12 protein-coding genes are annotated in these 12,403 nt (G+C 38.6%); 11 read left to right on the top strand and 1 reads right to left on the bottom strand.

Features of this window, described 5'->3' with window-relative positions:
* Positions 1-186: 186 nt before the first annotated feature.
* The 8 genes from E7274_RS10715 to E7274_RS10680 all read left to right on the top strand — a co-directional run bounded on the left by E7274_RS10715 (position 187) and on the right by E7274_RS10680 (position 9,225).
* Positions 187-1,296: an ABC transporter substrate-binding protein gene (locus tag E7274_RS10715; protein WP_304175857.1), complete on the top strand. Its 1,110-nt coding sequence runs from the start codon at positions 187-189 to the stop codon at positions 1,294-1,296.
* A 100-nt stretch (positions 1,297-1,396) separates the two neighbouring features.
* Positions 1,397-2,911, top strand: coding sequence for a sugar ABC transporter ATP-binding protein (locus E7274_RS10710; protein ID WP_304175855.1), 1,515 nt, complete (start codon positions 1,397-1,399; stop codon positions 2,909-2,911).
* Positions 2,911-3,957: an ABC transporter permease gene (locus tag E7274_RS10705; RefSeq protein WP_304175853.1), complete on the top strand. Its 1,047-nt coding sequence runs from the start codon at positions 2,911-2,913 to the stop codon at positions 3,955-3,957. Before E7274_RS10710 ends, E7274_RS10705 begins: the two co-directional genes overlap by 1 nt.
* On the top strand, positions 3,957-4,988 hold the full coding sequence (locus E7274_RS10700) for an ABC transporter permease subunit (RefSeq protein ID WP_033151695.1): 1,032 nt from the start codon (positions 3,957-3,959) through the stop codon (positions 4,986-4,988). Before E7274_RS10705 ends, E7274_RS10700 begins: the two co-directional genes overlap by 1 nt.
* Before the next feature lie 151 nt (positions 4,989-5,139).
* Complete coding sequence (locus E7274_RS10695) at positions 5,140-6,429, top strand: diguanylate cyclase domain-containing protein (RefSeq protein ID WP_304175851.1); 1,290 nt, start codon at positions 5,140-5,142, stop codon at positions 6,427-6,429.
* 486 nt (positions 6,430-6,915) lie between these two features.
* Complete coding sequence (locus E7274_RS10690) at positions 6,916-7,278, top strand: VOC family protein (RefSeq protein ID WP_304175849.1); 363 nt, start codon at positions 6,916-6,918, stop codon at positions 7,276-7,278.
* A gap of 100 nt (positions 7,279-7,378) precedes the next feature.
* Positions 7,379-7,558, top strand: a complete 180-nt coding sequence (locus E7274_RS10685) for a hypothetical protein (RefSeq protein WP_304175847.1) — start codon at positions 7,379-7,381, stop codon at positions 7,556-7,558.
* 131 nt (positions 7,559-7,689) lie between these two features.
* Entirely contained in the window at positions 7,690-9,225 is a 1,536-nt protein-coding gene (locus tag E7274_RS10680; protein WP_330598840.1) for an alanine/glycine:cation symporter family protein, read from the top strand.
* Between the two features lie 75 nt (positions 9,226-9,300).
* Here E7274_RS10680 and E7274_RS10675 read toward each other — a convergent pair whose 3' ends face one another.
* A complete protein-coding gene (locus tag E7274_RS10675) occupies positions 9,301-10,038 on the bottom strand; it encodes a hypothetical protein (RefSeq protein WP_304175845.1) in 738 nt (245 codons plus the stop codon).
* Between the two features lie 238 nt (positions 10,039-10,276).
* Here E7274_RS10675 and ispE point away from each other — a divergent pair, with 238 nt between their 5' ends.
* Genes ispE through E7274_RS10660 form a run of 3 tightly spaced genes read left to right on the top strand, consistent with a single transcriptional unit; the run spans position 10,277 to position 12,294 of the window.
* Positions 10,277-11,152 (top strand): 4-(cytidine 5'-diphospho)-2-C-methyl-D-erythritol kinase, encoded by an 876-nt coding sequence (ispE, locus tag E7274_RS10670; RefSeq protein ID WP_304175844.1) that lies wholly within the window; start codon positions 10,277-10,279, stop codon positions 11,150-11,152.
* Between the two features lie 36 nt (positions 11,153-11,188).
* Positions 11,189-11,863 carry a GntR family transcriptional regulator gene (locus tag E7274_RS10665; RefSeq protein ID WP_044935728.1) on the top strand — a complete coding sequence of 225 codons (675 nt, stop codon included), beginning with the start codon at positions 11,189-11,191 and terminating at the stop codon, positions 11,861-11,863.
* A gap of 14 nt (positions 11,864-11,877) precedes the next feature.
* Complete coding sequence (locus tag E7274_RS10660) at positions 11,878-12,294, top strand: DUF1934 domain-containing protein (RefSeq protein ID WP_304175841.1); 417 nt, start codon at positions 11,878-11,880, stop codon at positions 12,292-12,294.
* Positions 12,295-12,403 lie beyond the last annotated feature (109 nt).

Genomic DNA, 12,403 nt, shown 5'->3' with positions numbered 1-12,403 from the left:
AAATGTTTGTGAATTGGTATGGAAAATATATAAATTAAAAATATTGGTACTATCGCATTCTTAGAAAGCCTTCAAATTAGGGGAATTTTATTGTTGCTATTTTTCACCTTTGCTAAATTAAATATAGAAAATAAATAACAACCAGGAATAAGGGGCCTGGTAAGGAGAAGGAAGGAGAAAAACCTTATGAAAAAAAGAATAGTAGCAGGAATGCTCGTAAGCCTTATGGCTACATCAATGGTAGCTTGTGGTGGCGCATCAGACACAGCTTCAACAGATACATCATCTGACACAGCTGCAGCTGAGACAACAGAGGATGCTGGAAGTGATGATGCAGCAGCAAGCGGTGATTTAATCACAGTTGGTTTCGCACAGGTTGGTCATGAGTCAGATTGGCGTACAGCTTCAACAAACTCAGTACAGGCTGCATTCTCAGAGGAGAATGGATATGACCTTCAGTTCGTTGATTGCGATAATGATTCAGCAACACAGATTGAAGCAGTTCGTCAGTTCATCCAGGATGATGTTGATTACATCGTAATCGATCCTATCGTTTCAACAGGTTGGGACACAGTTCTTACAGAGTGTGAGGATGCTGGTATTCCAGTAATCGTTATCGATAGAACAATTGATGATTCAGACAAGTATGTTTCATGGGTTGGTTCAGAGTTCATGAACGAAGGTCTTGCAGCTGGTACATGGTTAAAGGATTATGCAGCAGCTAAGGGTATCTCAGATCTCAACATCCTTGTAATCGAAGGTTCTAATGGTTCATCTGCTCAGATCGGACGTACAGATGGATTCAAGAAGATCGCTGATGCTGAAGGTTGGACAATCCTTGATTCACAGGATGGTGACTTCACACAGGATGGTGGTCAGCAGGTTATGGAATCATACTGCAAGTCTTATGAAGGCAAGTTCAACGTAGTTGTTTGCCAGAACGATAACGAAGCATTTGGTGCTATGGACGCTATGAAGGCAGCTGGTGTTTCTTATGGTGTAGACAAAGACGTTATCCTTATTTCTTTCGACGCTTGCAAGGCTGGTCTTGAATATGTACAGTCAGGCGACATCAATGCAGACTTCATGTGCTACCCACTTCAGGGTGAGTATTGTGCAGATATCGTACAGCAGCTTGAGGCTGGTGAGACAGTTGCAAAGCAGACATTCATGACAGAGCCATGGTATGTTGCTGAGGATATCCTTTCAAGCATTACATACACAAACAATGCAGGTGAAGAAGTTACAGAAGATCTTGTAGTTGTAACAGACGCAGCATCACAGGCATCATACTAAAAATAAGGTAAGAGATAGGGGAAGGTCAATTCCTTCCCCTTTATTTAAAATTTAAACCAAGTATGCGTAATTGGCGTAGATGGAGAAGTGGAGAAAGAACATGGATGAAAATTTGTTGATTACAATGCGAGATATCTCTAAGTCCTTTCCCGGAGTTAAGGCATTAGATCATGCACAGTTTACTCTCAGAAAGGGAGAGATACATGCACTGATGGGAGAAAATGGTGCGGGAAAATCAACACTGATTAAGGTGTTGACTGGTGTATATTCTCTTGATGCAGGTGAAATCCACGTAGCTGGAGTTGATGGACCTGTAGTTAATCATTCAACATTAGAAGCCCAGGAAAAGGGCATTGCAACAGTTTACCAAGAAGTAAACCTCTGTCCAAACCTCACTGTTGCAGAAAACTTATTTATCGGCCGCGAGCCAAAAACAAAAATTGGAACCATCGATTGGCGAACAATGAACAAGAGAGCCAAGGAAATAATGGATGGTTTGGAAATTAATATTGATGTAACTATTGCTCTTGAAAATTATTCTCTTGCAATCCAGCAGATGATAGCTATTGCAAGAGCTGTAGATATGGACTGTAAAGTTCTAATCCTTGATGAGCCTACATCATCACTTGATGATAACGAAGTAGAAAAGCTCTTTAAGGTAATGCGTGGCTTGAAAGCAAAGGGAGTTGGAATAATATTTGTAACTCATTTCTTGGAGCAGGTATATGAGGTATGCGATACTATCACTGTTCTTAGAAATGGCGAGTTTGCAGGAGAGTACACAGTTGAGGAGATGCCACGTGTCAAGCTTGTGGCGGCAATGCTTGGTAAGGATTTCGATGATTTGGCATCTATCAAAAAGGAAGGGGCAGAACACACATCTGATGAAGTTGTTGTGGAAGCCAAAGGCCTTAGCCATAAGGGAACAATCAAGCCATTTGATTTCGAAATCAAGAAAGGTGAGGTTGTTGGTGTTACAGGACTTTTGGGATCTGGTCGTTCAGAAATGGTTCGTTGCATCTACGGTGCAGATAAAGCTCAAACTGGTACTCTGAAAATGAACGGCAAAAATCTCAATGTAAAAGAGCCTCTTGATGCTATCAAAGCAGGCATGGGATATTTGCCAGATGATAGAAAGGCTGACGGCTGCATAGGCGACCTTTCAGTAAGGGAGAATATAATTCTTGCCCTTCAGGCTAGAAACGGAATGTTCAAAAAGATTCCAGTTGCAAAACAAAATGAACTTGCAGACAAGTTTATCGATATGCTTCAAATCAAGACAGCATCTCGCGAAACTCCTATTAACCAGTTGTCAGGTGGTAATCAACAAAAGGTTATCCTTGCAAGATGGTTATGCACACATCCTGATTTCTTAATTTTGGATGAGCCAACCAGAGGTATTGATATCGGAACAAAGACAGAGTTCCAGAAGTTGGCTTTGAAATTTGCGGAAGAAGAGGGAATGAGCATTGTATTTATTTCCTCTGAAATTGAAGAAATGCTTCGTACATGTTCAAGAATGTACGTAATGCGCGATGGCGCCCAGGTTGGAGAAATTACTGAAAATCTTAACCAAGAAACAGTCATGGCAGCCATAGCAGGAGGTGCAGAATAATGGAAAACTTTAAGAAATTAACAAAACAACCACTATTCCTACCAATCTTCTGTATGATTTTGGTCTTGCTTATCAACTTGATTAAGAGCCCTGCATTCTTTTCAATCAAGATACAGGATGGTGTTTTGTTTGGACGTTTAATCGATATTTTGAACCGTGGTTCAGAAATTGCAATCCTTGCAGTAGGACAGACACTTGTAGTTGCGGTTTCAGCAGGTACTGATATTTCTGTTGGTTCAGTAATGTCACTATCAGCATGTAGCTGCTGTATGTTACTTGCAGGATACGGCAACAACTCAGTAAATGAGCTTATGGTTCCAATGGGAATCGGAATGCTTTTTGGTGTACTTATGGGTGGTGTCTGCGGTGCAATGAACGGTGCCCTGGTATCCAAACTAAAGATACAACCAATGGTTGCAACGTTGATTTTATATACGGCGGCACGAGCAATCGGTTTGTTACTTTGCAACAACCAGATTACGTATATACGATATGAGCCTTACAAATATTTAGGCAACTTCCTTCCGGGATGTCCAATACCTACACCAGTATTTGTGGCAGCGTTAGTAATCCTTATTGTAACTATTCTTTTAAAGAAAACGGCACTTGGACTTTATATCCAGTCAGTTGGTATCAACAGCAGAGCAGCTAGAATTTCTGGTATCAACTCAGATGTAATTTGCTTTATCTGCTACCTTGTTTGTGGTATCTGTGCTGGTATCGCAGGTATTGTAGCTTCATCAAGAATCTACTCAGCAGATTCAAACAACATTGGTCTTAACTACGAATTGGATGCCATCCTTGCAGTAGCACTTGGTGGCAACTCACTTGGCGGTGGTAAATTCAACCTTGCTGGTTCAATCATTGGTGCATACACAATCCAGGCAATCACAACAACACTTCTTGCTATGGGTGTTTCAACAGATAAGGCTCCAGTGTTTAAGGCTATCATCGTTATTATAATCGTAGTAGTGCAGGCTCCTGCATTCAAAGCCTACATGGCAGCAAGAAAGGCCCAGAAGGCTCACATAAAGGAGGCAGCATAATGAAGACGAGAAGAAAATTAGATCCAAATACAGTTTTAATATTTATCACAATCGGCCTCTTCATATTTATGTATATTGTAGGCTGCCTGATTTATCAGGATAAAGGTTTTGGAAACTTACAGACATTCCTAAATATCCTTATCAACAATGCTGGTCTTATCTGCGTAACCTGTGGAATGACATGTGTTATGTTGACAGGTGGAATCGATATTTCAGTAGGTTCAGTTATCGCCATGGACTGTATGTTACTTGTTTATGGTATGACAGAATGGCACATGGGTGCAGTTCCAATGGTAATTCTTGTTCTTGTAATCGGTCTTGTATTTGGCGCAGTTCAGGGATTCTTAGTTGGATATTTAGAGATACAGCCATTCATTGTAACCATGGCAGGCATGTTCTTTGGAAGAGGTATGACAGCAGTTATCTGCTCAGGTCAGATTTCTATCACAGAGGCTGACAACCCAGTTTTCTATGCATGGGCAAATTCAAAAATCAATCTTCCAGAGTTCCTTGGAAAGGTTAACAAGCATGGTAAGGTAGTTGTTCCTTATATGAGACCAACAGTTGTTATTGCCCTTGTTGTACTTGTTCTTATCTTCTTGATGTTAAAGTATACAAAGTTTGGACGTAATCTTTACGCTGTTGGTGGAAACCAGACATCAGCAACAATGATGGGCTTGAATGTTAAAAAGACAAGAATGCTTTCACACATTCTTTCATCATTCCTTTGCTCAATCGGTGGTATCCTATACTGCTTGAACACAATGTCAGGTTCAGTTAACCAGGCAAAGGGCCTTGAAATGGATGCTATTGCATCAGCCGTTATTGGTGGAACACTTCTTACAGGTGGTGTAGGAAACGTAATCGGTTCACTCTTCGGTGTTCTCATCAACGGTACAATTACAGTACTAGTTAATACAAACGGAAAGCTCCTTTCTAGCTGGGCAAACATAGCAACGGCAGCGCTCCTTTGTATTTTCATAATCCTTCAGTCGGTATTTGCCTTAGTTAAGGCACGCCGCAATAAGTAACTTTCTTTTTCTAACAAAATCCTTCAACATGGAAAAGGCGGGTGCGTTCTGCATCTGCTTTTTTCATGTTTATTCACTGTTATTTCATATTATTTCCCCTGAAAATGAAGTATTATATATTTGACATTGATGTTTTTTAGAGGAGAAAAACATGGCTAAAAGTGATTTTAAAGATAGTTTAAAAAAGCAGATGCTTACAATGACGCTGGTACCTGTTATATTGCTGACTGTGGCAATTATTGTGACAAGTGTAAGTATTGTAAGAGCGTCAATCACTAATCAGATTGAGGATGAACTAATTCATGATGCCGAATTGATTGGCTTTGTTTTTGATGAATTTTATGTTGGCGATTATAGAATAGAAGAAACAGGCGAAGAAGGGGAATTTGATATTTATAAAGGTGAACAAAAGCTCAATGGAGAAGACACCCTTATAGCAACCATGTCTGATTTCTTGGATATAGATGTTTCTATTTTTATAGAGGACACACGAATACTTACAACTCTTAAGGATGATGATGGAAACAGTGCCATGGGTACAAAGGCTGCAGCGGTTGTAAAAAACGAAGTTTTGAAAACTGGTGAAAGTGTATTCTATGATAATGTGGTTGTATATGATAAGAAGAGCTTTGCATACTATACAGCACTAAAGGATGATAAAGATGAAATTATTGGTATGATTGCTGTATGTCGTTCAGCGGAAGATGTTCAAGAAGAGGTCTTCAAATATGTACTTCCTATTATTGGCATATGCATTGTGGTAGCAGTCTTCTTTGGATTCATTATGGTTCATGAAGGCAATAAACTGGCAGGCAGAATTTTCAAAATGGACAAATATATGAACCGTCTTGCTAGTGGTGAATTTGATTTTGAAATGCCACGAGAACTCATGGCAAAAGATGATGAAATAAAGCATCTTGCCACAGATGGAAAACGGATGGCAGGATCATTGAAAAAGCTTGTAGAATATGATGCTCTGACAGAACTGAACAATCGTCGCTCAGCTGATAAGAAGCTGGAAGAAATCAGAGTGAAGGCAGTGGAACTGGGAAATAAGTATTGCGTCTGTATTTCAGATATCGATTTCTTTAAAAAGGTTAACGACACCTATGGCCATGAAATGGGTGATGTGATTCTTAAATCAGTAGCAGATAAACTGAAGGCCGGCATGGTAGGTAAAGGCTTCTCAGCTCGCTGGGGTGGCGAGGAGTTCTTGCTTATTTTTGAAAACCGTGAGTTGGATATAGCAAAAAGAGAGCTTTCTATGATTATGGATGAGGTCCGCACAATCTATATTCCTGACACAGATCGTCAAATCACCATGAGCTTTGGCCTTACCGCCCTTGTCCCTGGTGAAACCACAGACGAAACCCTTAAGCGCGCCGACGACAATCTTTACGAGGCCAAGGAAACAGGACGTAATCAGATTATCTGTAAGTAGTGATGGGCCTTGTACTTACTTTACAGCTTTGACTCAGCTAGGGGAGCTTTAGGGGAGCTTTAGGGGCGCTATGTTAAGTGGGAATTATAAAATCCTGGGTTTCACTTAAAATTGAAGAGTTGGGTTAAGTGAAATAAGTAATTTTTGTTTTTTCACTTAAAAAATCAGTGTGTTTACCTCAAAGTATTTAGATATGTTAAGTGAAATGTGTAATGCTGAAAATAAACTTAACAAAAAGTTAAGTGTGAAATGAGATTCTTATTTTTAACTTAAGTGACTAAATATTTTTAGATAAAAATATAAGTGAAAATAATTTTATTTTAAAATAAACTTAACCAGTAGTGTGAGTTTTAAGTGGAATAGTTCACTTTTACAAATTCACTTAACAATTTTGGCTCAAGTAGCAGTAGTGAGTTAAGTGAAATTTTAAAACAAGGAAAGAAACTTAACTGCAATATATTAAATGTAAAAAGGGTGCTAGATTTTATGAAATTAAGGAATGTACTCATAGTAGTAAAAGATATAGAAGCTTCAAAGAAGTATTATCATGACTTATTTGGGCTTGATATGCTTTTGGATAATGATGGAAATATGATTCTGACAGAGGGATTGGTTCTTCAGGATGAGAAGATATGGAATAGCTTTATTAATAAAGATGTAGTTCATAGAAATAATTCCTGTGAATTATATTTTGAAGAAAGGGATATTGAGGCTTTTGTTGAAAAGCTGGAAAAGTTGTATCCAGATACTATATATGTGAATAAGTTAATGACACATAGTTGGGGACAAAAGGTTGTGCGTTTTTATGATCTAGATGGCAATTTGATTGAGGTTGGCACGCCAATGTAAACAATTATAAACATAGACTTGACTCTAATCGGAAACCGTGATAAGCTAATCGAGTTTTTGAAAAAAGTGTGAATTTTGTAATGAAAGGTAGAAGGTTAGCATGAGAATTAGAGATTTTATAGAAGAGTTAAGTCAGTATGATCAGGATATTGAGCTTGTAATAGATGTTGATGGAACTTATGTTACTCCATCGGTTAATAGAGAAGTTGTTCATTTTAAGCATGATTTCTCAGGAATCGCATTTAAGGATGAGGCAATTGTTCTTGCAAAGCGTAAATAGTATATATTTGAATTCAGGGTCTGGCGAAAGCCAGACCTTTTTGTGTGTCTTATAAAGAGTAGATATAATAAGATTTTTTATATTGTTGTATAGAGATAAAAAAGATATTATGTAAATATAAGGGAGGATAAATGATGGAAACAATTTTAAATATCATTACCACTGTCTGTGGCAAAATACAGGTAGTGTCCGATTTATTCTGGGATTTCCCAACAAATTTTGAGTGGTATGCAAACATTCCTATCTTGGGAAACTTTTCACTGGCAATTATTCTTTTGATTGGTTCAGGAATCTATTTTTCAATCAGACTGAAGTTTATTCAGGTTAGAAAGTTTAAGAGAGGAATAGAAGTATTAAAGACTAGCAAGGCAAAGACTGGTATTTCGCCACTTGCTGCTTTCTTCCTTTCAACTGCTATGCGAGTAGGACCTGGAAATATCCTTGGTGTTACAGGCGCAGTATCAGTGGGTGGCCCTGGAGCACTTCTTTGGATGTGGATTTCTGCATTCTTTGGAATGGCTACAGCATTTGTAGAGTCTACACTTTCTCAGATTTTCAAAGAGAGAAAAGATGATGAATATGTAGGTGGTATGGCCTTCTATGGACGCAGACTTATAAAGAATTCTGCAATAGTTGGTGTTGTATTATCGCTTATGTATATTATTTATGCATTGCTTTGCTTCCCAGCACAGGGATTTAACACAGTCTCTGCAATGGGCCAGATAGCAAGCATCATTAGCGGACAGGAGCTTCCAACCACACATGCTGTATATTGGATTGGCTTTGTAATTGTTATCATTGCAACTATCTCAGTTTCATTTGGCGGAACAAAAAAGATTTCAAAGGTTACTGATGTACTTGTTCCAATCATGGCAATTGTTTATGTGTTAACTGTTGTAATACTTATTGTCATCAACTTTACAAGAATTCCATGGTTCTTCTACGCAGTATTTACAGAGGCTTTCAAGCCAGAAGCAGTTTTTGGCGGAGCATTTGGAATTGCACTTATGCAGGGTGTAAAGCGAGGTCTTATGTCTAATGAGGCAGGCCAAGGTACAATCACAATGCCAGCAGCTGCTTCAGATGCAAAGCATCCATGTGACCAGGGCTGTGTTCAGGCAATTGGAGTTTTTCTTGATACAATTGTTATTTGTACACTTACAGGCTTTGTTGTAATCATGGGTCGTGTATGGCTCACAGATGCAGGTGAAGCATGGTTCGAGCTTGGCAAGCTTCCAAAGTATCTTGCCTCAGCAGCAGAGCTTACACCAGGCACAGCATTCAATGTAGTAGTAACCCTACTTATTTCACTTTGCTTTGGACTTTTTGCATTCACTTGCTTGTTAGGATTCATGTCCTTCTCAGAAATCTGTGCAAACAGAATCAGCAGAAGCAAGGTATTCATAAATGTTATTCGTACACTTGATATAATAGTTATCTGCTTTGGTATGCTTACATCAATCGTAGGAATGGACTTAGGTGCCCTTTGGGATTTATCAGATTTTGCAAACATTCTGATTGCATACTGCAACATTCCACTTTTATACATTGGATTTAAGTATGTTAAAAAAGCCCAGATACATTACGAAAAAGAAGATGGCACACCATTTACATCAGATGTTGTTGGCATTGATGTAAAGGTTTGGGATGAGAAAGCAAAACAATAGATAATTTTTAGTAAATGAAAAAGGCTAGTCAGTTTGATGCTGACTAGCCTTGATTTATTTGGTTTTAAGCTGGTTTTAGGTCTCTATATATGTAGATGAGCTTACAGTGGAAATGTTTTCCATATATGTGATGGATGTTCCACCTGTCGAGCCTGAGCCTGAATTCGAAGAATTATTGCCTGATTTGTAGGCGCCATTCTTCCACTGCTCAAATTTATCTAATACAGCATCGTAAGTCTTAGAAGAGATGTCTGGTAAATCCTTGCCCCAAGTTCCAGTTGCCTGCTCGTAGCCCTTCTTGAAAGCATCTAAGAGCATGTCTGCCTTTGATGTATCTCCGCCAGAAAGTGCGATGGCAAAATCTACAATTCTATCAGATGTCTGGTTAACACCCCAGTATCCATCTTCGGAAATATCTTCCTTTGCCTTTTCAATTGTTTCCTCGTCTGCTGTGAATTTACCTTCTGCAAGGAATTTCCACATATCATCCTGAGTAGCAATAGCAAATGTGCTTCCCTGACCATTAATTGTCTTCATAACAATATCTAAAAGATTGTTAATCATTTTTTCCTGGTCAGCCTTCAACTGCTGAATAAGAGCAGTTCTATCTGTCTTTTTGTAGTTGTCTGTTGTTAGTGATTGTTCATCAGATTTTTCATAAACAGCAGCTTCATCAGAAAACTTTGATGCGCTGACTTCCTGTTTTGATGCATTGAATTCAAGTGTTTCTGTAACCGAACCATCAGAATTTGTAGTCTTAGAATAGGTACCTGCTATATTAGAAGATACGCTGCTTAATGTGCTTAACTCCATAATAATAACCTCCTTGTTACTGTGGCCATGAATAAAAAACCATATGGAAATCCTTTTCCTATTCTTATTATCGGATGCTAATTGAGAAATATTTATTATTAGATTGTATTTATTTTAATACAAAATTCTTGTAAAAGTGTGGTATCTTTGTTAAAATTTATTAGGATTGAATACAAAGAACAATCAAGTACAAAATACACACAAGTACAAATTTTAATGGAGTAGTAATTTCTTTTCAATGGACAATATAGATCTTAAAGCATTAGCAAAAATAAATATCGGACTTGATGTTACAGGAATCAGGGACGATGGATATCATGAAGTAAGAATGATTATGCAGACAGTCAATCTTTTTGACAAGGTCAGCATTAAGAAGCAGGAGGGGGATGCTGTTACCATGAGCACCAATCTTCGCTTCCTTCCTGTTAACGATGACAATCTTTGCATTAAGGCAGCAAAGCTTCTAATGGAAGAATTTGATATACACACAGGTGTGCATATCAGCCTGGAAAAGCATATCCCTGTTGCAGCAGGCATGGCAGGCGGTTCTACAGATGCAGCGGCTGTAATGTTTGGAATAAATAAACTTTTTGATTTGAATCTCAGCAGAAAAGATTTGATGGAGCGAGGCGTTAAAATCGGAGCCGATGTACCATACTGTGTAATGCGCGGTACAGCTTTGGCAGAGGGAATTGGAGAGGTGCTCACACCACTTTCACCAATGGTGAAGTGCCCAGTGCTTATTGCAAAGCCAGGCATTTCAGTTTCTACAAAGCAGGTATATGAATCTTTGGATTCATGCTTTGACAATGTTAAGCATCCAGACATAGATCAGCTGATTTCAGATATTAAAAATCAGGATTTACATGCCATTTGCAACCACATGGGAAATGTACTTGAAGAGGTTACAATTCCACTACATCCAGTTATTGCTGATATAAAGAAAAACATGCTGGATCATGGAGCAGTTGGCGCAATGATGAGTGGTAGTGGTCCTACTGTATTTGGCTTTTTTGAAGACAACAAAACAGCAAAGGCAGCCAAGGAAGCACTTACAGAGAGTAAGCTGGTAAAGCAGCTTTATCTCACTACACTTTTTAACAACAAGTATTAATTAGTTTCACACATGAAATAAGGAGATTTAAACAGAATGACTGAAAATCTTACACTTCAAATGGATGATTATTTACCACTTCGCGATGTGGTGTTTAACACCCTGCGCGAAGCTATTCTTAAGGGCGAACTCAAGCCAGGTGAGAGGCTAATGGAAATGCATTTAGCTACAAAGCTTGGAGTTAGCCGTACACCTATCAGAGAAGCAATTAGAATGCTTGAGCACGAGGGACTTGCTGTTACAATTCCACGTAAGGGCGCCCAGGTTGCTAAAATGACAGAAAAAGATTTACAGGATGTACTTGAAGTAAGAGATGCACTCGATGCTCTTGCGGTGGTATGTGCCTGCGAAAGAATGACTGATGCTCAGTTTGTAGAGCTCAAGGAAGCTATGAAGGCATTTGAGTCAGCTACTAGAACTGACGATGTTCGCAAGATTGTGGAGGCTGATGAGGCATTCCACGATGTGATTTATGCGGCCGCTGCAAATCCTAAGCTTGAAAATATAATCAATTCGGCAAGGGAGCAGATGTACAGATATCGTTACGAGTATGTAAAGAATCCATCTGTTTATGCGCAGCTTATATCTGAACATAAATCTATCATTGACGGTTTCGACAGAAGAGATGTTGATTTCCTGAAGGATATAATGCATGTTCATTTGTCAAATCAGATAAATGCTGTTCGTGAATTAATTAGAGAACAAAAATAGATTGGAAATAAATAATGACAGGAACAAAATGTAGTATTAAACTTTGCTCCAAGCAAAAGATGGGCCACGAATCAGAGACTACAAATGAGGAGTACGTGGGTTCATTTATTGATAGAGGTAGTAAGCGTTACCTTTCTTATAATCGAGTTATGCCAGAGGGCCAAAAGGTAGATTGTCTAATAAGCTTTGAACACAACAAGCTTACATTGACTCAAAAAGGAGACATTCAATCAAAGCTTGAATTTGCCCCAGGGGCTCGAACCAGAAATGCTTACAATACACCAATGGGCATGATGACTATTGTGGTTCACACAAAGCGTCTTGTAATCGAGCAAAAGGATACTGAAATCAATCTTTTAATTGATTACGATTTGGAAGCCGGTGGAGAACCTATCAATACAGTAATAGAAATTAAAGCAACGTTAGAATAAGAAAACGCCAGAGATTGCCTCTGGCGTTTTTGTTATTGTTAGGGCAAGGCCCTATTTTTCAAAGTCTTAGTTTTTTTATTTTAGATAAAATAGATACTTTGAAAAATGA

The organism is Pseudobutyrivibrio ruminis, from assembly GCF_015057245.1.
Taxonomy (GTDB): Bacteria; Bacillota; Clostridia; order Lachnospirales; family Lachnospiraceae; genus Pseudobutyrivibrio; species Pseudobutyrivibrio ruminis_E.
Note: the sequence above shows the minus strand (reverse complement) of the source record. Positions and strands in the feature narration are given on the sequence as shown.